We start from the raw sequence: 19,366 nt of genomic DNA, 5'->3' as shown, positions 1-19,366 counted from the left end.
AATGATATCAGGGAAATATAGCCAATCTGCCCCCCGTGGCAAAAGGGAATTTGCAAATGCACGCAGCCAATCGTAGAAGCGGGCGACGATACAATGCATGCAAAGACATTGCCTGAAAGCGCTCACGTTTTCGGCATCATGTTTCAGGAGAAGAGAATGCGGCCTTCAGGCAGAAAAACCGACCAGATGCGCAAGGTCTCCTTCGAGCGCAATTTTTCCAAGCATGCGGAAGGCTCCTGCCTGGTGAAGTTCGGCGATACGCACGTACTCTGTACGGCGAGCCTGGAAGACAAGACGCCGCCGTGGCTGCGCAACACCGGCAAGGGCTGGGTCACAGCCGAATATGGCATGCTGCCGCGCGCGACAGGCGAGCGCATGAAGCGCGAAGCTGCCGCCGGCAAACAGGGCGGCCGCACGCAGGAAATCCAGCGCCTGATCGGCCGCTCGCTGCGTGCCGTGGTCGATCTTACTGCCCTCGGCGAACGGCAGATCACGCTCGACTGCGACGTCATCCAGGCCGACGGCGGCACGCGCACGGCCTCGATCACCGGCGGCTGGATTGCGCTTTACGATTGCCTGCGCTGGATGGAAACCCGCAACATGATCAAGGCCGACCGCGTGCTGAAGGACCATGTCGCGGCGATCTCTTGCGGCATCTTCGCCAACCAGCCGGTCATCGATCTAGACTATCTCGAGGATTCCTCGGCCGAGACCGACGCCAATTTCGTCATGACGGGCGCCGGCGGCATCGTCGAGATCCAGGGCACGGCGGAAGGCACGCCTTTCAGCGAAGAGGAGTTCTCCTCGCTGATGGGTCTCGCCAAGGCGGGCATTGCCGGGCTGGTGGACCTGCAGAAGCAAGCCATCGCCTAGGCTTTCATTCAAGCCTCGCCAGTGAATTTCCTTGTCCCTGCCTACGGGGGCAAGGCCTAGAAAGGGCGGGCAATGGCACAACCCATCGAAGGCATTCTTGAAACTGCGCTCTACGCAACCGATCTCGATGCGGCAGAAGCCTTTTACGGGAGTGTACTGGGCCTCGAGAAGATCGCACGGTCTGGCAACCGCCATGTATTCTTCCGCTGCGGACCGGGCGTGCTCCTGATCTTCAACCCGGAGGAAACCGTGAAGCCGCCCGCACCGGACAGCCTGCAGGTTCCGCCGCATGGCACTATCGGAAGGGGCCATGCCTGCTTCAGGGTTTCGGGAGACAATCTCGATGCGATGGTGCAAAAGCTGAAAGCTGCCGGCATCGGCATCGAATCCGAGGTTCAATGGCCGCAGGGCGGCCGATCGATTTATTTCCGCGACCCTTCAGGCAATAGCCTGGAATGCGCGGAGGCCAAAATCTGGGGCATGGGGTAAGGATATTTTATGCGTAAGCTCGAAACCAAAACTATTGTCGTCGCCAGCCACAACCAAGGCAAGATCCGCGAGATCCAGGATCTGATCGGTCCGCTTGGTTTCACCGCCAAATCGGCCGCCGAACTCAATTTCATCGAACCCGAGGAAACCGGGACGACCTTCGAGGAAAATGCCACGATCAAGGCACTTGCCTCGGCTCAAGCCTCCGGCATGCCGGCGCTTTCCGACGATTCCGGCCTCGTCGTCGATGCGCTCGGCGGCGATCCCGGCGTCTACACCGCCGACTGGGCGGAGACCGGCAACGGTACCCGCGATTTCTTCATGGCCATGGAGAAGGTCGAGAAGGCATTGGAAAAGGCCGGCGCCACCAAGCCCGAGCAGCGCTCTGCCCGTTTTGTCAGCGTGCTCTGCCTTGCATGGCCGGATGGTCACACGGAGCTTTTCCGCGGCGAAGTGGAAGGTAAAGTCGTCTGGCCGCCGCGCGGGACGCAAGGTTTCGGCTATGATCCGATCTTCCAGCCTGAAGATTATGATGTGACCTTCGGCGAGATGAGTGCGGAAGAAAAACATGGCTGGAACATCGGCAAGCCGCAGGCTCTCTCGCATCGCGCCCGCGCCTTCAAGCTCTTCGTCGAAACCTGCCTGGAAGCATAGGCCGAGCCTTGAACATGATCGAACCGTCTGCGCTGACGCGCGATGCAAAGCTTCTGCCCGATACCGGCGAGCCCGGTTTCGGGGTCTATGTGCATTGGCCTTTCTGCGCGGCGAAGTGCCCCTATTGCGATTTCAACAGCCATGTCCGGCATCAGCCAGTCGATCAGGAGCGCTATGTCGCCGCTTTCCTGAAAGAGATCACCAATGCCCGCCTGATGAGCGGGCCGAAGACGGTAACCAGCATCTTCCTCGGCGGCGGCACGCCGTCGCTGATGAAGCCGGAAACAGTCGATGCGATCCTCGACGGCATTGCGCGGCATTGGAATGTGCCTGACGGTATCGAGATCACGATGGAGGCCAATCCTTCCAGCGTCGAAGCAGACCGTTTCCGTGGCTACCGCGCCGCCGGTGTGAACCGTGTCTCGCTCGGCGTACAGGCACTGAATGATCGCGACCTCAAATTCCTTGGGCGGCTGCATGACGTCGCCGATGCGCTGAAGGCGATCAGGCTCGCGCGTGACATCTTCCCGCGCATGTCTTTCGACCTGATCTATGCGCGGCCGAACCAGACGGTCGAGGAGTGGGATCGCGAGCTCAAGGAAGCCATCTCCTATGCCGTGGACCATCTCTCGCTCTATCAGCTCACCATCGAGGAAGGCACGCCCTTCTACGGGCTGCATAAGGCCGGAAAGCTGATCGTGCCGGATGGGGACCAGTCCGCTGCCCTCTATGAAGCCACGCAGGAGATCACCGAGCGCGAAGGATTGCCGGCCTATGAGGTATCCAATCATGCCCGGCCGGGTGCGGAGAGCCGCCATAACCTCACCTACTGGCGCTATGGCGACTATGCCGGCATCGGCCCCGGCGCGCATGGTCGCCTGACGCGGGGCGCAGAGAAAGTCGCGACCGCTACGGAGCGCAAGCCTGAAGCCTGGCTGGACCTCGTCGAACGCGACGGCCATGGTATCACCGAGCACGAGCGCCTCGGTTTCGATGAGCAGGCCGATGAATTGCTGCTGATGGGACTGCGCCTGAAGGAAGGTGTCGATCTTGCCCGCTGGCAGCAGCTTTCCGGCCGCGATCCCGATCCGAAACGCGAGGAATTTTTACTGGAACACGGCTTCATTGAGCGGATCGGCAATTCCCGCCTGCGCTGCACGCCGGCAGGCATGCTGATCCTTGATTCCGTCGTGGCGGACCTCGCCTGCTAGAGTATTCCCATTGTTCTTCGAAACAAGGCTAAGCTCTATCTCCCTTGTTTCACTCAGTTCCGGGCGCAAACCTGCCGCTCACACTTTTTCCTGAATCGCTTCAGGTCCGCCTCAAGCAGCCCGTCTTCTTGCAAAATTGACGAGCCTTCCATCGATTGCCGCAAGGCCGACCGCGATCAAAGCCATGCCGACCAGATGTTTGAGCTGCAACTGCTCACCGAGTGCTCCGGCGCCAAGCAGGATCGCGCTGACGGGGATCAGGAAGGTCACCAGCATCAGATTGGTGGCACCTGCCGTCGCCAGTATGCGGAAGAAGAGCACATAGGCCACGGCCGTCGAGAGGATCGCGAGGCCTGATAGCGCCAGCCAGGTCTCGACGGAGGGCATCGCGAGCGTCCAGGGCTGGTCGACAATCAGCGCGATTGGCAGCATCAGAAGGGTGGATGCCGTCACCTGCCCGGCGGCAGGAATAAGCGGGGCAAGGCCCATCCGGCGGAATCGCCGTCCCCAGATGCCGGCCAGCGAATAGGAGAAGGCAGCACCGAGAACTGCGAGTTGGGCAAGCACGTTCGAGCCAAGATCCTTCAACGCGTCAAAGCCGATCATGTAAGCAACGCCTGCAAAGCCAACGATCACGCCGAAGAGACGGTTTGCCGTCAGCTTTTCATCCGCCGTCAGGACATGAGCAACCACCACAGCAAAGAGTGGCGTCGTGGCGTTGAGGATCGAGGCAAGACCGCTCGCAATATGTGTCTGGCCCCAGACGATGAGGCAGAAGGGGATCATGTTGTTGAGAAGCCCCATGCCGAAAAAGGCGATCCAGCTCTGCCTGTCACGCGGCATGGTATGGCCCATGGCGCGCACGATCAGATTAAGCGCGATGGCGGCAAGCAGGACACGCCCGGTCACGATTGTGAACGGCGGCAGCGCCTTCACGAGAATGCCGTTGAAGAAGAAGGAGCCACCCCAGAGAAGCGACAGCACGATCAGCATACCCCATTCTGCGGCTCCCATGGTCTTCTGGATGGACATGACAATCTCCTCGCCGAGTTCTGCTAAAGTGTTTCCTCCGGCTCACCTGCGTGGATTTGCCAGATCTACCTGTTTCTATTAGTATTCCTTACCGCCTGACAAACGAGCATTTCTGCTCGCATGATTGAGCTGAGCTAAAGCATGACAGATCCTTTGCCGTCATTGTCGGCCCTGCGCGCCTTTGAGGCCACGGCGCGTCATCTGAGTATGACGCAAGCGGCGCGCGAGCTGCACGTCACGCCTGGCGCTGTCAGCCTCCAGATCCGCGATCTCGAAGCCTCGCTCGGCGTATCGCTGTTCGAGCGGCGCACGCGGCAAATTCTGTTGACGCCGGAAGGCCGGGACTATTTCGCGACATTGCGCACGGCCTTCCAGCTCGTGCGGGAAGCGACGGCATCACTGACGGCACGGCGGCGGGGCAATGCGCTGGCGCTGACCTGTACGGCAGGTTTTGCAACACATTGGCTTTTGCCGCGCCTGCAGCGCTTCGAGGACATGCATCCTGATATCGATGTCCGCATCAGCGCGTCCCATCGCATGTTCGATTTCGAGCGCGATGGGATCGATCTCGCCATCCGCCACGGGCTTGGCGGTTATGAGGGATTGATCAGCGAGCGGCTGGTGGATGACGAACTGGTGCCGGTCTGCACGCCGGCGATCGCCGCGATCCTCGGCGAAAATCCCTCGCCTGATCAGCTTGCGGGATATCAGCTCATCCACGACGTCTACCGCCGCGACTGGCAGCTCTGGTTGGCCGCGGCGGGCGCCACCAAGGTGGATGCCTCCCGCGGCCCGATCTTCAGCGACGGCAATGGCGCCTTCGATGCGATGAAATCAGGCTTCGGCGTGGCGCTGATGCGCCGCTCCTTCATTGAGAAGGAACTTGCCGAGGGAAGACTCATCGCGCCGTTTCCACTGGGGCTGACAAGCAAACTAGCCTACCATCTCGTCTATCCGGGCACAGCGCTGGAACGGCCGGCGGTCGCGGCCTTCCGGCGCTGGTTGCTTTCAGAAGCGAAAACCTAGTCGTGGCTGGTAGCACCTGCCTTGAAAAGGCTGCCTGTCGGCGTCTTCAGGAACATCTCGAGCGGAATATGCTCCTGATGCAGAAAGCCGCTCACCGGCAGCAGACCGTCGCGGACCATTTCGATGACGGCAACCACAGAGGCCGACGTCGTCCAGGCGATCGCGGTACGCCGGGCTCCTGCAATCTCGATCGGATAGTAGGCGCGGACAAATTCCTTCCGGCGCAAGGAGCCGTTGATCGTGCCTTCGGCCGCGACATGGACGTAGACGACGTCGTCATCGACAGGCGGCTTGGCGTTGGTCAGGATTTCGCCGGCGAGATGGCGCTTCTCACGCATCAGAAGCTCATGGAAGAAGAAGTTCATCAGCTCCATATGGCCGGGATAACGCATCGTCTTGTAATCGAGGTTATCGACCTTGCCGAGCATGGTGTCGCACATGGTCCCGAGGCCGCCGGAGGTGGTGAAGGCCTCCAGCTTGACGCCGCCGACATAGATCGTTTCGTGCCATTCCATCGGCGAGACGAGCTTACGCACGCCGCCCTCGATGACTTCGCAATCGTTCAGATATTCATTGACCACGCCTTCCGGCGACCAGTTGAAGGCATAGCCCAGAAGTCCGGTCGGGTGCTGCGGCAGGGCGCCGACACGCATGCGGATCGAGCGGCAGCGATCAAAGCCATCGGCAAGGCTTGAGCCGACGATGCCGACGAAGCCGGGCGCCAGGCCGCATTGCGGCGCCATCAGGCCGCGGGCGGTCTTGGATAGCTCGATAATGAAATTGGTGGTCGGCACATCCTCGGTCAGATCGAAGTAGTGGATGCCGGCGAGATGGGCCGCCCGTGCCAGCTCGATGTTCAAATGATATGGCAGGCAGGACAGCACCGCCTCGACGCTCGACAGCAGCTCTCCGATGACGGAGACGTCGGTGATATCGCCAGCCCGGCATTGGAAGGGCAATTCGTCCGTGGGCAGTTGTGCATCGACACCGACAACCTCAAAGCCACCCTCATGCAAAAGCGTTGCCGCCAGCCGCCCGACCTTGCCAAGGCCGATCACGGCAATCCGTTCAAAACTCATTGATGTCCTCCCGAACGCCGACGTTCGTCACCGGCGTATTTTTCTCACTTGCGGGTGTATAGAATAAAATGCTCATAAAAGAAAACAGCCGGGATTGCTCCCGGCTGTTGAAACGTGGTGGCTGTGCACCGCTTATTCGTTGATGAGACGCTTCAAAAGCTCGATCTCATGCGACAGCTTCGTGTCTCCCGAGATCAGTTCCTCGATCTTGCGCACGGCGTGCAAAACCGTCGTGTGATCGCGTCCGCCGAAGCGGCGACCGATCTCCGGGAAAGAGCGTGGCGTCAGCGTCTTCGACAGATACATGGCGATCTGGCGCGGTTTGACGATGACGCGCGTGCGACGGTTCGAGACCAGTTCCTGGCGCGAGACGTTGTAGTGACGTGCGACGATGCGCTGGATATCCTCGATACGCACACGACGCGGCTCGCCGGAACCGACGAGATGGGCCAGCAGCTCATCCACGCGCTCGATCGACAGGTTCGGCTCGAAGGAGCGACGGAAGATCAACTGGTTGAACGCGCCTTCCAGTTCGCGGCCGCTTGCCGTGATGTTGCGGGCAACGTGCTGCAACAGGTCGGTCGGGATCTCCAGTGACGGATCCTCCAGACGGGCCGCCGCGAGACGACGATTCAGGATTTCGAGACGCATCTCGTAGTCGGGACCATCAAGTTCGATCGCAACGCCGCCCTGCAGACGCGAACGGACGCGCGGATCGAGCGATTCCAGTTCCCACGGCGCTCGGTCGGCTGCGACGACGACCTGCTTGGCGCTGTCGAGCAGCATGTTCAGCAGGTGGCAGAACTCGTGCTGGATCATCTTGCCCTGCAGGAACTGCATGTCGTCGATGATCAGAAGGTCGATGTTGCGCAGCGAATCCTTCAACGTCAGCGCGTCATTGTCACGGATCGCCGTCGCGAAACGCCACATGAAGTATTCGGCCGTCAGATAGACGACGCGCAGGCCACGTGGGTTCTGCACCGCAGCATTCGCGATCGCCTGCAGGAGATGGGTCTTGCCGAGACCGACGGTCGCATGGACGAAGAGCGGGTTGAAGCGCACAGCGCCCTGACCTGCTTCCGCAATGGTTTTCGCGGCGGCAAGCGCCACGCGGTTGGAGCTGCCCTCAACGAAGGTGTCGAAGGTGAAGCGAGAATCCAGCGGCGAGCCAAAGAGCGGCGAACCGACACTAGCCGGGCGCGCCGCAGCGGCGGCCGAAACGGCCTGCTGGACGATATGCCCCGCCGGCTGGGCAGATGCCGGACGACGAAGCTGGGTGGGCTGGGCAGCCGGCTCGATAGCGACCGCCTCGTCGACCGCCTTCACGCCGGTGCGCGTTGCCGTGCGCACAAGGATCTCGACCTTCAGGATTTCAGGATCTTCGGCCTGAAACAGCCCGACAATGAGATCGAGATACCGGTTGTTGATCCACGACTTCAGAAAGGTCGTGGGAACGGTGAGACGGACGACACTCTTGGAAACCGAATGAAGCTTGAGCCGTGCAAACCAGCTTGCATAGACGTCAGGACCAACTTGCGCCTTCAGACGCGCGCTGACGCGGTCGAAGAGAACGCCATGCTTCATATCGCCCTTTTCTTCCGTTGCACTCAGGTGAATGGAACCGAAAGACTGCGGTGCAGCTTCCCCGTTATCCAGCGCACCCGTCGTCATCGAATTCATCTGCATAATGCCGCCTTTCATTTCCTCGGGCGGTCATTCGTTGACAGCCGCCCGATCATTCCCCGCTCTGGCAAAACCAGCGACATCCTCATGAGCCGCCTGCATGCCGGTTCACTCAAACACTGCCCCTTTCGGGACTGACACAGAGACCCTGCGGTGGTCGCGATCATGCGACAACCGTCTCAACGGCTCTGTGTCAGGCTGGCGGCCGATCCTCGTTTTTCGCCCGCAAGCCCGCACGCAATGTTACACTTTCCCCTGCCCTTTTCCGGGCCTCGCGCAAAGCGTGTGGCCGCGGAGCGCACAAAACGTCCCCGTCCCGTGACAGCCACGTCACGGTACAATGCCGTCGAGTGCGTGAGAAAACGGAAGCTGTCCGCTCCGTTGCAAGCGACACAGAGCCATCATCCTGCCGACGTGGCAGTTTGGACTGACTTCTGCAGGTGATGTCCGCGCCCTTTGCTGGACGCCATTTAGGCAGGATCAAATGGCAAGATCAACGATGAATTTTACGCAAAATTAAGATGCGGCCATTGACTCCCGCTGCCCTTTTAGGGCGTCACACCACCGTCAAAAAAGAATCGCTTTTGAATCAAGGAGATTCCCCGAGTGGGCTATTTTGGACACGCATAAAAAGAAAAAAGAAAAAATGTTCTTGACTCATTTGGTGCCCCGGGCTGGGTGACCAGAGTCGCAAGTCTTAAAAAGATCCTTGCGTAAGTTATTGTTTTAAAACAATTTTTCCTGTCATGCCTCTGACACGAAATCGTCGTTAGATTAACCATAGCCGGAGCGGGCGACGGAATCGAAAAAGCCCGGTAAAATTACCGGGCTAATCATAACGAGCAATTCGTTAATGAGATATTTACGCTGTCGCAGAAGCCGACAGGGCCTTCACACGAGCGGCAAGGCGCGAGACCTTGCGGGATGCTGTGTTGGCGTGCAGGACGCCCTTGCTTGCGGCACGCGCCAGCTCGGGTTCAGCTGCGATGAAGGCTTCCTTTGCCTTGGCGGCATCACCAGCGGCGAGTGCCTCTTCGACCTGGCGAACGTAAGTGCGAACGCGCGAACGGCGAGCCTTGTTGACTGCGGTACGGCGAGCGATCTTGCGGGTCGCCTTTTTCGCCGAAGTTGTATTGGCCATGGATGCCTCTCTCAAGAATTCGAACAAACTCCGCCATTGCCGCGCTGGCCCTGCGGCCACTCAATTCAGCAATACGGGAGCATTTGCGGAAAACCTGAGCGGCTTTCCGAACCGTGGGCGGGCATATAACGCTAAACCTCACCCGCGTCAACGCGCATTTTCAAGGAAAAGCGCCTTTCCCGGCCGCATCCGCTCACCTGTTCTTGAAGGCAGGTTTGCGCTTTTCGATGAAGGCGGCCATGCCCTCTTTCTGATCCTCGGTCGCAAAGAGGCTCTGGAAGAGGCGGCGTTCGAAACGCAAGCCCTCCTCCAGCGTCGTCTCGAAGGCGCGGCTGACCGCCTCCTTTGCCATCAGAACCGACGGCCGAGACAATGATGCGATCTTGGTTGCCGCCTCCAGCGCTTCATCCAGCAGCCTTTCCGGTGCCACCACACGCGAAACGAGTCCCGCGCGCTCGGCTTCGGCTGCGTCCATCATCCGGCCGGTCAGGATCAGATCCATCGCCTTGGCCTTTCCGACCGCGCGCGTCAGGCGCTGCGAGCCGCCAATGCCTGGAATGACGCCCAGCGTGATCTCCGGCTGGCCGAACTTTGCCGTCTCCGAGGCGATGATGAAATCGCAAAGCATGGCAAGCTCGCATCCGCCGCCGAGCGCAAAGCCGCTGACAGCTGCGATGATCGGCTTACGGGCCTTGGCGATCTCGTCCCAGCCGCTGATGAAATCGCTCTTGTAGACTTCGGCGAAATCGAGCGGCTGCATTTCCTTGATGTCGGCACCGGCGGCGAATGCGCGCTCCGAGCCGGTCAACACGATCGCGCCTATGGTCTCATCGGCATGAAAAGCCGCATAGGCTTGCTTCAGCTCCTTGAGCACGGTCGAATTCAGCGCGTTCAGCGCCTGCGGCCGGTTCAGCGTAATGAGGCCGACATTGCCGCGGGTTTCAACAAGAAGTGTTTCATAGGCCATGGCGCTCTCCTATTTCTGGCAGGTGGCGCAATAGAAGGTGGACCGGCCAGCCTGCACGATGCGCGAGACCGTACCGCCACAGCCCGGCGTGCGGCAAGTTAGACCTTCGCGATCATAGACGGAAAAGGAATGCTGGAAGTAGCCGAGCGAGCCGTCCGTCTGGATATGGTCGCGCAGCGACGATCCGCCCGCAGCGATCGCATCGGCGATGACATCGCGAATAGAGTTGACCAGCAGGTTCAGCGCTTCCTTCGGCTTACCCACCTTGGTCACCAGCGTGCCGGCTGCGCGCGTCGGCAACAGATGCGCCCGCCAGAGCGCCTCGCAGACATATATATTGCCGAGCCCGGCGATGTTCTTCTGATCGAGCAACGCGCTCTTCAGCGGCTGTGCCTTGCGTTGGAAACGTTCGGCCAGATAGGCGGCCGACAGCTCGTTGCCAGTCGGTTCCGGCCCCAGACCGAACAGAAAGGGGTTGGCGTCGAGTTCAGAGCGGTCCGCAATGTCCATGAAGCCGAAGCGGCGCGGATCATTGTAGATGACGCGGCGCGGTCCGCCTTCGCCATCCAGATGAAAGATGGCGTGATCATGCTTCTCATCCTTGGAACGCTCGTGATGGAAGTCGCCAGGCGTGCCGCTGACGGCGCCCTGTTCGATCCGGAAGGAGCCGGACATGCCGAGATGGGAAATGATCGTCTTGCCGCTGTCGAGGTCGATCAACAAGTACTTGGCCCGCCGTCCAAGGCCGATGATCTTGCGGCCGGATACCTGCTGCTCGAAGCCCTGAGGAAAGGGAAATCGCAGATCGCCGCGGCGCAATTCCAGCCTCTCGATGCGCGCGCCCTCCATTGCCGGCGTCAGACCGCGCTTCACCGTTTCGACTTCTGGCAATTCCGGCATCTTAACCCATCTATATCTAACGTGTTTCAACCGCCCGCGATGTGCGCTATAGCGCCAACGTGCCGCGGGCAGACCGTGGCCCACAGATAGCGCCGCTCCCTCGCTTTCGCTATGGTCGCCGCGCCGAATTCTTGATGTGAACGGAGTAGCTTGATGTCAGACAGCCGGACCTCCGCCGATGGCGGCATGGAAACGTCCTACGGCTTCCGTGAGGTGCCGACCGGTGAAAAGCAAGGCCTCGTCAACGAGGTCTTCCACAAGGTCGCCAAGCGCTACGACATCATGAACGACGTCATGTCGATGGGCATGCACAGGGCCTGGAAGGACGCCATGATCGCGGCACTCAACCCGCGCAAGGAGCCGGGCTACAAGGTGCTCGATGTTGCCGGCGGCACGGGCGACATTGCCTTCCGCATCATCGAAGCTTCCAACCGCCAGGCGCATGCGACCGTGCTCGACATCAACGGTTCGATGCTTGGCGTCGGCGCCGAGCGAGCGGAAAAGAAAAAGCTTTCCGACAATCTGACCTTTGTCGAGGCCAATGCCGAAGACCTTCCCTTCGAGGCAAACAGCTTCGATGCCTATACCATCGCTTTCGGCATCCGCAACGTGCCGCGGATCGAGGTAGCACTCTCGGAAGCCTATCGCGTCCTGAAGCGCGGCGGGCGGCTGCTGGTGCTGGAATTTTCCGAAGTGGACTTGCCGCTGCTCGACAAGGTCTACGATGCCTGGTCCTTCAACGCCATTCCGAAATTCGGCAAGGCGATCACCGGTGACGCAGAGCCCTATCAGTATCTCGTGGAATCGATCCGCAAGTTCCCGAACCAGGAGAATTTCGCGGCGATGATCCGCACGGTCGGCTTCTCGCGCGTGACCTATACCAATTATACCGGCGGCATCGCAGCGCTGCATTCCGGCTGGAAGCTCTGATCCGCATGAGTGCTTTCGGGGCATATTTCAGGCTCGCAAGAGTCGGCTGGATTCTGGTGCGTGAGGGCGTCATCTCGGCACTGCCTTCGGAAGGCCTGCCGCCATCGGTCAGCCTGGCGAAATCCTTTGTCGGCATGTTTGCGCGCAAGCGCAGCAAATATCAGAAGCGCAGCGACCGGCTGGCACAGGCTGTCGAGCGGCTAGGGCCATCCTATGTGAAGATCGGCCAGTTCCTTGCAACGCGTCCTGACGTCGTTGGTGTCGAGTTTGCCGACGATCTGTCCCAACTCCAGGACCGGATGGCCTTTTTCCCGGCGGCTGCCGCCAAGGCCAATATCGAGGGTTCGCTCGGGCGGCCGATCACGGATCTCTATGCGAGCTTCGGTGATCCGATTGCCGCAGCCTCCATCGCGCAGGTGCATGCAGCAGAGGTCGGCACACCTGATGGACCCAAGAAGGTTGCGGTCAAGGTTGTGCGGCCCGGCGTGAGAGCGCGGTTTGCCCATGATATCGAGGCGATGTATCTCGTCGCCCATATGCAGGAACGCTTCATGCCGGCCAGCCGGCGCCTGCGGCCGGTCGAGGTGACGAAGACGCTGGAGCAGACCACCAAGGTGGAGATGGACCTGCGTCTTGAGGCGGCTGCGCTTTCCGAGATTGCCGAGAATACCGAAAAGGACCCTGGCTTCCGCGTCCCGAAGGTGGACTGGGAGCGCACCGGCCGTGACGTCATCACCATGGAGTGGATCGACGGCGTCAAGATGTCCGATGTGGAGGGGCTGCGGGCTGCCGGCCACGACCTCAACATGCTTGCCGATACACTGATCCAGTCATTCCTGCGCCATACGCTGCGCGACGGTTTCTTCCATGCCGACATGCACCCGGGCAACCTCTTCGTCGATTCCGACGGCATGATCGTTGCCGTCGACATGGGCATCGTCGGACGTCTCGGGAAGAAGGAGCGTCGCTTCCTCGCCGAAATCCTCTACGGTTTCATCACACGCGATTATATCCGGGTGGCGGAAGTGCATTTCGAGGCGGGCTATGTACCCGGCCACCACAATGTCGAGAGTTTTGCCCAGGCGATCCGGGCGATCGGCGAGCCGATCCACGGACAGCCGGCCGAGACGATCTCGATGGGCAAGCTCTTGACGCTGCTTTTCGAAGTCACCGAACTTTTCGACATGCAAACGCGTCCCGAGCTCGTCATGCTGCAGAAGACGATGGTCGTCGTCGAAGGCGTCTCGCGCATGCTCAATCCGCGCTTCAACATGTGGAAGGCGTCCGAGCCTGTCGTCGGCGACTGGATCAAGAACAATCTCGGCCCCAAACGCATCGTCACCGATCTCAAGGACGGGCTGAAGGCCGCCGTGAAGCTTGCCGAAGCCGCGCCGGAGATCGCCGCCCAGACCGAGAAATTCCACCATCAGCTTCTGCATATGAGCGAACACGGATTGCGCTTTGACGAGCAGACAGCAGAAGCCATCGGCAAGGCGGAAGCCCGTCATAACCGTTCGGCAAAAGTGGCCCTCTGGATCATTGCGCTCACGCTTCTCTATATTGCCTGGATGGTGAGCTGATCGGAAAGCAACAAAAGCATGATGTGTTCGGCATTTGGGATATCCCGCCAGACGTGAGGCTCGCTTAGTCTCGCCTCCATGGAGATGAGCACATGAAGCATGAACGCCCCGGAATCGAACTGAGCGGCCAGCCCTTCAGCTTTGCCGAAATGGTGAGGATCGGCTCCGGCAGGGTTACGCTTTCGGCCTCGGAGATCGGTATGCAGCGCGTGAGGATCGCGCGTTCGATCGTCGAGGATGCCATCGAATCCGGCATGCCGGTTTACGGCGCGACCACGGGTGTGGGCGCCATGAAGGATGTCGAATGGTCGCCCGAAGATCTCGACGCCTTCAATCTCGGTCTGGTACGCGCCCACCACTTCGGCACCGGCACGCCTTTTTCCTGCAATGTCGTGCGCAATGCCATGGCGATGCGCGTCAACACGGCGCTGACCGGCCAGGTCGGCTGTACGCCCGATCTCATCGACGCCTATATGCGCATGCTGAGGGCTGACCTCATCCCGGTCGTGCGCCGCACCGGCTCGATCGGTTGCGCTGATATCGGCCTGATGGGCCAGATCGGCGCGGTGCTGACCGGCGTTGGCGAAGCGATTTATCGTGGTGAGCGCATGCAGGCTGCCGACGCCTTCCAGGCCGCCGGCATGGAGCCGGTGAAGATGGCGCCGCGCGACAGCCTCGCCTCGCTCAGCGTCAATGCCGTCAGCTTTGCCGCCGCTGCGGAGACGACGCGCAATGCCGCTGCCTCAATTCGTGTGCTGCTGGCGACCGGCATGATGGCCTCAGGTGCGCTCGGCGGGTCGCGCGATCCCTGGCGGGCTGTGCGCCATGTCGGCACCGCGCGGGAAGCGCTGATCGGCGCCTGGCTGTGCAATGCCTCCGACGAATGGGAATGGCCGGTCGCGACCCATGTGCAGGATGCGCTCAGCTTGCGCATGATCGCCCAGGTCTTTGGTGCCGTTATCGAGAACCTGCTTTCGACGGGCCACAAGATTCTCGCCGCTACCGGGCGTTCCGATGACAATCCCGTCGTCGTCGAGGGACGGGTGATGACATCGGGCGGTTCCCTGCCGCTCGACGTGACCATTCTGCTGGAATCGGCAGCGCTCTGCATGGCGCATGCAGCGCGCAACGCCTTCAACCGCTGCGTCCTGCTCGGCAACGGCCAGCGGCGCGGCCTGCCGGTCAATCTCGTGCCTCCCGGCCGCATCGCGACCGGTTTCGGCCCGATCATCAAGCTTGCAGGCGAAATCTTTTCGCGCGTACTCTCCATGTCGAACCCTGTTTCGGCGCAATCGCTCGTCGTAGCGGCGGGGCTTGAGGACGAGGCGGCCTTCCTGCCGCTCGTTATCGAGCGTTTCGACCGGCAGATGCGGGCGCTGAAGCGTCTCGCCGCACTGGAAGCCCTGCTTTCGGCACAGGCGATCGATATTATCGGCGACACGCCGAAGGGTGTTGCGGGTATGCTCTATGAGGTCGTGCGCAAACATGCGGCCTTCTACACGGTGGACCGGCCGCTTTCGGCCGAGGTCGAGGCAATCGAAGAGGAACTCGGCTCGGATGCATTCCTCTCCAGGCTGATCGAGCAGGTGCCGATCGCCTCCTTCGACGATTTCTTTGCACTCGGTTCGCTCGAGCGCATCGAAGAACGGCTGACGCGGGAACCGGCTATCATCTGATTTTCGACCTATCGAGGGAGACGCGGCATGGATTTCGATCTCGTTCTGCAGGGCACTGTGGTGCTGCCGGAGCGCATTGTCGAGGGCGGCTATGTCGCCGTTTACGATGGAAAGATCGCCGAAGTCGGTATTGGCGTGCCGCCGGCGGCCAAAGAACGGCACCTGCTTGGCAAGGCACTGATCCTGCCGGGCGCGATCGATGCGCAGGTCCATTCACTCTCCCAGAAGGACCAGGAGGACTTCGTCTGGTCGACGCGCTCGGCTGCGGCCGGTGGTGTCACGACCATCGTCGACATGCCCTATGACGAAGGCAATCTCGTCTGCTCGGCGGCAGCCGTGAAGAAGAAGGTCGATCATGCCGGTCCGCAGGCCCGCGTCGATTTTGCGGTCTATGGTACGGTCGATCCCGAGGAAGGCGCGACACGCATCGCGGAAATGGTGGAAGCGGGTGTCGCCGCCTTCAAATTCTCCACGTTCGGCACCGATCCCAAACGCTTCCCGCGCATCCCACCGGCCCTGCTCGACGCCTGTTTTGCGGCGATTGCGCCGACCGGGCTGACGGCCGGCGTGCACAACGAGGATGACGAGGCGGTCCGCACCTATATGGAACAGGTGAAGGCAAGCGGCATCACCGACTGGCGGGCGCATGGCCTGTCACGCCCGCCGATAACCGAACTGCTTGCCATGCACACGATCTTCGAAACAGGCGCCAATACCGGCTGTCCGTCGCATGTCGTGCATTGCTCGCTCGGGCGCGGTTACGACATCGCGCGGGCCTATCGCCGCGACGGTTTCGAGGCGACGGTGGAATGCTGCATTCACTACCTGACGCTCGACGAGGAAACCGATGTGAAGCGGCTGGGCGGCAAGGCGAAGATCAATCCGCCAGTGCGGCCGCGCGCCGAAGTCGAGACGCTGTGGCGCAAGGTTGCCGAAGGCAACGTCTGGCTGGTGTCGACGGACCATGTGAGCTGGTCCGAAAACCGCAAGACCAATCCCGACATGCTGGCGAATGCGTCAGGTGTTCCAGGTCTGGAAGTGATGGTGCCGCTTTTCGTCAAGGGCGCGCTGGAACGCGGCGTACCGCTGACCTGGGCGGCTAAGCTGATGGCCGAAAACCCGGCCAGGCATTTCCGCCTCGACCATATCAAGGGAGCGCTCACACCGGGCAAGGATGCCGATATCGTCGTGCTGGAGCCGAAGGAAATGGTCTACGACGCTTCGTCCAGCGGCAACAATGTCGTCGGCTGGAGCCCTTATAACGGTATCCGCCTGCCGTGGACGGTTTCAGCCGCATGGCTGCGCGGAGAGAAGATCACCGAGGGGTCGAAGGTTCTGGCCGAACCCGGTACCGGCCGCTTCGTGCGACCGCTTGCCAGACAGGTGCTGGCATGAGCCGCAACCTGCCCGTCAATCCCGGCCGGATATCCGCGGACATCGAAGCTCTCTCCAATATTACCGAGCCGGGGCATCCGTGGACACGGCGGGCTTTTTCGCCGCTTTTCCTTGAGGGCCGCGCCTATTTGGAGGCCCGCATGCAGGCGATCGGCCTGGATACCCGTATCGACGCATCCGGCAATCTTATCGGCCGGCGCGAAGGCGCAAAACCCGGTTCAGGCATCATCATGCTGGGCTCGCATTCCGACACGGTACCCGATGGCGGGCGTTTCGACGGCATTGCCGGTGTTGCCGCAGCTCTGGAGGTTGCGCGGGCGTTGCGGGAACAGGAGATTCACCTCGATCATGATCTGGAGATCGTCGACTTCCTGGCCGAGGAGGTCAGCATTTTCGGCGTTTCCTGCATCGGCAGTCGCGGCATGACGGGCCAGTTGCCGCAGGCATGGCTTTCCCGCACGGTCGACGGCCGCGATCTTGGCGAAGCGATTGCCGAGGTCGGTGGATCGCCAGGGGTTCTGACCCACGAGAACAAGCCCGATATTGCCGGCTTTCTGGAACTGCATATCGAACAAGGCCCCATCCTTCAAAACGAGCGCAAGGATATCGGCATCGTCACCGCGATTTCAGGCATTACCCGCATCGAGATCACCGTCGAAGGCCGCGCCGACCATGCAGGGACTACGCCGATGGATCTGCGCTCAGATGCGCTGGTTGCCGCTTCGCAGCTGGTGCTCGATATCCGCAATGCGGCGAGCGAACTTGCCAAGACACCCGGTCATTTTGCGGCCACCGTCGGCGAATTCCGCATCGAGCCGAATGCCGCCAATGTCGTGCCGTCGCGGGTCGTGCTGCTGATCGATGGACGGGCCGAAATCCGGGCCGACATGGAAGCGTTCTGCCGCTGGCTGGATGGCCATGCTGAAAAGCTCGCTCTGGCATTCGGCGTGACGATTGCTTCTCCGAACCGCATTTCCGACAATTTCCCGACACCGAGCGACAAAGGCCTGCTCTCGACCCTGGAACGGGCCTGCGAGACAGTCGGCGCCAAACACCGCTTCATGGCGTCGGGCGCCGGCCACGATACGGCCTGGATTGCCCGCGTCGCGCCGGCTGCGATGATCTTCGTGCCTTGCAAGGAGGGCCGAAGCCATTCCCCGGATGAATGGGCCGAAAATGATGACATAGCGCTCGGCGCCGCCGTGCTTTTCGAGGCAGTGCGCGAGATGGACAGGACACTTACGACGGAGAAGGATAATGGGACGCATACTGGTTGAGAAGGACGTGGAAGCCGCCGTCAAGGGCGGTTCCGTCTATGCCGCCGGCGGCGGTGGCTGGGCCGATCATGGCCGCATGCTCGGTTATGCCGCCGTCAACGTCGGCAAGCCTGAACTCGTCTCCATCGAGGAACTCGGCGATAACGACTGGGTCGCGACGGCGGCGGCGATCGGGGCGCCTGCCTCCACCACGCCCTGGGAGATGCAGGGCATCGATTATGTGAAAGCCGTGCAGCTGCTGCAGGAGTCGCTCGGCGAAAAGCTCTCCGGTCTCATCATCGGCCAGAACGGCAAGTCCTCGACGCTGAACGGCTGGCTGCCTTCAGCGATCCTCGGCACCAAAGTCGTCGATGCCGTCGGCGATATACGCGCACATCCGACCGGCGACATGGGCTCGATCGGCATGGCAGGATCGCCGGAACAGATGATCCAGACGGCTGTCGGCGGCAACCGGGCCGAAAACCGCTATATCGAGCTGGTCGTGAAGGGTGCTACGGCGAAGATCTCGCCGGTGCTGCGGGCGGCCGCCGACCAGTCCGGTGGCTTCATCGCCAGCTGCCGCAACCCGCTGCGCGCCTCCTATGTCCGCAAGAATGCCGCGCTTGGCGGGATCTCGATGGCACTGAAGCTCGGCGAAGCCATCATCGAGGCGGAAAAACGCGGCGGATCGGCGATCATCGATGCGATCTGCAAGACGACGGGCGGCCATATCCTGGCCGAAGGTACGATTACCAGGAAGGACGTCGTCTATACGAAGGAAGCCTTCGACATCGGAACGATCACCGTCGGCGCCGGCGACAAAGCCGTCACCCTGCATGTGATGAACGAATATATGGCAGTCGAAGATGCCGGCGGCACGCGCCTAGCGACCTTCCCGGCCGTCATCACGACGCTTTCCGAGGAGGGCGAGCCGCTTTCGGTCGGCCAGCTAAAGGGTGGCATGCATGTCTTCATCCTGCATGTACCGAAGGAGATCATACCGCTATCCGCCAGCGTGCTCGATCCAACCGTCTATCCGTTCGTCGAAAAGGCGATGGGCATCGAGATAGCACGCTATGCACTGGAGACGAGGGCCTGAGCCATGGCGCGCGATCCCGGCCTGGAAGAACTGATGCGCGAAGAACTCGGCGACCGGACGGGCCTGAGCGAAAAATCCATGTTCGGCGGCTGGGCCTTCATGCTCAATGGTAACCTGCTCTGCTGCGCACGCCATGACGGCATGTTGCTGCGCTTGGGCAAGGGCAATGATGGCTGGGCGCTGGCGCAGCCCGGCGTGATCCAGATGCTGTCAGGCGAGCGGATCATGCATGGCTGGGTGCGGGCCAATGCCGATGTCTATGGCGACGACACCATGCGCCGTCGCCTCATCGACGCCGCGCTTGCGTATGTGGAACCGCTGCCTGCCAAGTGAATGAACCGGTGCTGCATGTGCCGACGACGAAAGACGAGGAAC

The 19,366-nt window shown here is 61.1% G+C and carries 18 protein-coding genes; 12 read left to right on the top strand and 6 right to left on the bottom strand.

Annotated features, from left to right (window positions below; all coding sequences use genetic code 11):
* Positions 1 to 156: 156 nt before the first annotated feature.
* The 4 genes from rph (at position 157) to hemW (ending at position 3,227) form a co-directional block, all read left to right on the top strand.
* Positions 157 to 873 (top strand): ribonuclease PH, encoded by a 717-nt coding sequence (gene rph / locus LVY75_11345; protein XAZ23829.1) that lies wholly within the window; start codon positions 157 to 159, stop codon positions 871 to 873.
* A 72-nt stretch (positions 874 to 945) separates the two neighbouring features.
* Positions 946 to 1,362, top strand: a complete 417-nt coding sequence (locus tag LVY75_11340; protein XAZ23828.1) for a VOC family protein — start codon at positions 946 to 948, stop codon at positions 1,360 to 1,362.
* Positions 1,363 to 1,371: 9 nt separating this feature from the next.
* Positions 1,372 to 2,016: an RdgB/HAM1 family non-canonical purine NTP pyrophosphatase gene (rdgB, locus tag LVY75_11335; GenBank protein XAZ23827.1), complete on the top strand. Its 645-nt coding sequence runs from the start codon at positions 1,372 to 1,374 to the stop codon at positions 2,014 to 2,016.
* Between the two features lie 14 nt (positions 2,017 to 2,030).
* Positions 2,031 to 3,227: a radical SAM family heme chaperone HemW gene (hemW, locus tag LVY75_11330; GenBank protein XAZ23826.1), complete on the top strand. Its 1,197-nt coding sequence runs from the start codon at positions 2,031 to 2,033 to the stop codon at positions 3,225 to 3,227.
* A gap of 111 nt (positions 3,228 to 3,338) precedes the next feature.
* Here the strand turns inward: hemW and LVY75_11325 are convergent, their stop codons facing one another.
* Entirely contained in the window at positions 3,339 to 4,259 is a 921-nt protein-coding gene (locus tag LVY75_11325; protein ID XAZ23825.1) for a DMT family transporter, read from the bottom strand.
* 141 nt (positions 4,260 to 4,400) lie between these two features.
* Between LVY75_11325 and gcvA the strand changes: the two genes are divergently transcribed.
* Positions 4,401 to 5,285 (top strand): transcriptional regulator GcvA, encoded by an 885-nt coding sequence (gene gcvA, locus LVY75_11320; protein ID XAZ23824.1) that lies wholly within the window; start codon positions 4,401 to 4,403, stop codon positions 5,283 to 5,285.
* Here gcvA and LVY75_11315 read toward each other — a convergent pair.
* The 5 genes from LVY75_11315 to mutM form a co-directional block, all read right to left on the bottom strand.
* Positions 5,282 to 6,364, bottom strand: coding sequence for a saccharopine dehydrogenase NADP-binding domain-containing protein (locus tag LVY75_11315; protein ID XAZ23823.1), 1,083 nt, complete (start codon positions 6,362 to 6,364; stop codon positions 5,282 to 5,284). The genes gcvA and LVY75_11315 overlap by 4 nt on opposite strands.
* A gap of 132 nt (positions 6,365 to 6,496) precedes the next feature.
* Complete coding sequence (dnaA, locus tag LVY75_11310) at positions 6,497 to 8,050, bottom strand: chromosomal replication initiator protein DnaA (protein XAZ23822.1); 1,554 nt, start codon at positions 8,048 to 8,050, stop codon at positions 6,497 to 6,499.
* Between the two features lie 859 nt (positions 8,051 to 8,909).
* Positions 8,910 to 9,188, bottom strand: a complete 279-nt coding sequence (rpsT, locus tag LVY75_11305; protein XAZ23821.1) for a 30S ribosomal protein S20 — start codon at positions 9,186 to 9,188, stop codon at positions 8,910 to 8,912.
* A gap of 193 nt (positions 9,189 to 9,381) precedes the next feature.
* Positions 9,382 to 10,155: an enoyl-CoA hydratase gene (locus LVY75_11300; protein ID XAZ23820.1), complete on the bottom strand. Its 774-nt coding sequence runs from the start codon at positions 10,153 to 10,155 to the stop codon at positions 9,382 to 9,384.
* A 9-nt stretch (positions 10,156 to 10,164) separates the two neighbouring features.
* Positions 10,165 to 11,055, bottom strand: coding sequence for a bifunctional DNA-formamidopyrimidine glycosylase/DNA-(apurinic or apyrimidinic site) lyase (mutM, locus tag LVY75_11295; protein ID XAZ23819.1), 891 nt, complete (start codon positions 11,053 to 11,055; stop codon positions 10,165 to 10,167).
* A 153-nt stretch (positions 11,056 to 11,208) separates the two neighbouring features.
* On the opposite strand from mutM, the gene ubiE reads away from it, so the two are divergent.
* From ubiE to LVY75_11260, 7 genes are all read left to right on the top strand, one after another.
* On the top strand, positions 11,209 to 11,985 hold the full coding sequence (ubiE, locus tag LVY75_11290; protein ID XAZ23818.1) for a bifunctional demethylmenaquinone methyltransferase/2-methoxy-6-polyprenyl-1,4-benzoquinol methylase UbiE: 777 nt from the start codon (positions 11,209 to 11,211) through the stop codon (positions 11,983 to 11,985).
* A gap of 5 nt (positions 11,986 to 11,990) precedes the next feature.
* Positions 11,991 to 13,565: a 2-polyprenylphenol 6-hydroxylase gene (gene ubiB, locus LVY75_11285; GenBank protein XAZ23817.1), complete on the top strand. Its 1,575-nt coding sequence runs from the start codon at positions 11,991 to 11,993 to the stop codon at positions 13,563 to 13,565.
* Positions 13,566 to 13,657: 92 nt separating this feature from the next.
* Positions 13,658 to 15,241 (top strand): aromatic amino acid lyase, encoded by a 1,584-nt coding sequence (locus tag LVY75_11280; GenBank protein ID XAZ23816.1) that lies wholly within the window; start codon positions 13,658 to 13,660, stop codon positions 15,239 to 15,241.
* Between the two features lie 27 nt (positions 15,242 to 15,268).
* Positions 15,269 to 16,636, top strand: coding sequence for an amidohydrolase family protein (locus LVY75_11275; protein XAZ23815.1), 1,368 nt, complete (start codon positions 15,269 to 15,271; stop codon positions 16,634 to 16,636).
* Positions 16,633 to 17,913: a Zn-dependent hydrolase gene (locus LVY75_11270; GenBank protein ID XAZ23814.1), complete on the top strand. Its 1,281-nt coding sequence runs from the start codon at positions 16,633 to 16,635 to the stop codon at positions 17,911 to 17,913. Before LVY75_11275 ends, LVY75_11270 begins: the two co-directional genes overlap by 4 nt.
* On the top strand, positions 17,894 to 18,991 hold the full coding sequence (locus LVY75_11265) for a DUF917 family protein (protein ID XAZ23813.1): 1,098 nt from the start codon (positions 17,894 to 17,896) through the stop codon (positions 18,989 to 18,991). Before LVY75_11270 ends, LVY75_11265 begins: the two co-directional genes overlap by 20 nt.
* Positions 18,992 to 18,994: 3 nt before the next feature.
* On the top strand, positions 18,995 to 19,324 hold the full coding sequence (locus LVY75_11260) for a TfoX/Sxy family protein (GenBank protein XAZ23812.1): 330 nt from the start codon (positions 18,995 to 18,997) through the stop codon (positions 19,322 to 19,324).
* The last annotated feature ends 42 nt before the right edge of the window (positions 19,325 to 19,366 follow it).

The organism is Sinorhizobium sp. B11, from assembly GCA_039725955.1.
GTDB lineage: Bacteria > Pseudomonadota > Alphaproteobacteria > Rhizobiales > Rhizobiaceae > Rhizobium.
Note: the sequence above shows the minus strand (reverse complement) of the source record. Positions and strands in the feature narration are given on the sequence as shown.

Excerpts from the sequence above, each read along its gene's own strand:
- rph (XAZ23829.1), top strand. The coding sequence starts at position 157 with ATGCGGCCTTCAGGCAGAAAAACCGACCAGATGCGCAAGGTCTCCTTC.
- LVY75_11340 (XAZ23828.1), top strand. The coding sequence starts at position 946 with ATGGCACAACCCATCGAAGGCATTCTTGAAACTGCGCTCTACGCAACC.
- rdgB (XAZ23827.1), top strand. The coding sequence starts at position 1,372 with ATGCGTAAGCTCGAAACCAAAACTATTGTCGTCGCCAGCCACAACCAA.
- hemW (XAZ23826.1), top strand. The coding sequence starts at position 2,031 with ATGATCGAACCGTCTGCGCTGACGCGCGATGCAAAGCTTCTGCCCGAT.
- LVY75_11325 (XAZ23825.1), bottom strand. The coding sequence starts at position 4,259 with ATGTCCATCCAGAAGACCATGGGAGCCGCAGAATGGGGTATGCTGATC.
- gcvA (XAZ23824.1), top strand. The coding sequence starts at position 4,401 with ATGACAGATCCTTTGCCGTCATTGTCGGCCCTGCGCGCCTTTGAGGCC.
- LVY75_11315 (XAZ23823.1), bottom strand. The coding sequence starts at position 6,364 with ATGAGTTTTGAACGGATTGCCGTGATCGGCCTTGGCAAGGTCGGGCGG.
- dnaA (XAZ23822.1), bottom strand. The coding sequence starts at position 8,050 with ATGCAGATGAATTCGATGACGACGGGTGCGCTGGATAACGGGGAAGCT.
- rpsT (XAZ23821.1), bottom strand. The coding sequence starts at position 9,188 with ATGGCCAATACAACTTCGGCGAAAAAGGCGACCCGCAAGATCGCTCGC.
- LVY75_11300 (XAZ23820.1), bottom strand. The coding sequence starts at position 10,155 with ATGGCCTATGAAACACTTCTTGTTGAAACCCGCGGCAATGTCGGCCTC.
- mutM (XAZ23819.1), bottom strand. The coding sequence starts at position 11,055 with ATGCCGGAATTGCCAGAAGTCGAAACGGTGAAGCGCGGTCTGACGCCG.
- ubiE (XAZ23818.1), top strand. The coding sequence starts at position 11,209 with ATGTCAGACAGCCGGACCTCCGCCGATGGCGGCATGGAAACGTCCTAC.
- ubiB (XAZ23817.1), top strand. The coding sequence starts at position 11,991 with ATGAGTGCTTTCGGGGCATATTTCAGGCTCGCAAGAGTCGGCTGGATT.
- LVY75_11280 (XAZ23816.1), top strand. The coding sequence starts at position 13,658 with ATGAAGCATGAACGCCCCGGAATCGAACTGAGCGGCCAGCCCTTCAGC.
- LVY75_11275 (XAZ23815.1), top strand. The coding sequence starts at position 15,269 with ATGGATTTCGATCTCGTTCTGCAGGGCACTGTGGTGCTGCCGGAGCGC.
- LVY75_11270 (XAZ23814.1), top strand. The coding sequence starts at position 16,633 with ATGAGCCGCAACCTGCCCGTCAATCCCGGCCGGATATCCGCGGACATC.
- LVY75_11265 (XAZ23813.1), top strand. The coding sequence starts at position 17,894 with ATGGGACGCATACTGGTTGAGAAGGACGTGGAAGCCGCCGTCAAGGGC.
- LVY75_11260 (XAZ23812.1), top strand. The coding sequence starts at position 18,995 with ATGGCGCGCGATCCCGGCCTGGAAGAACTGATGCGCGAAGAACTCGGC.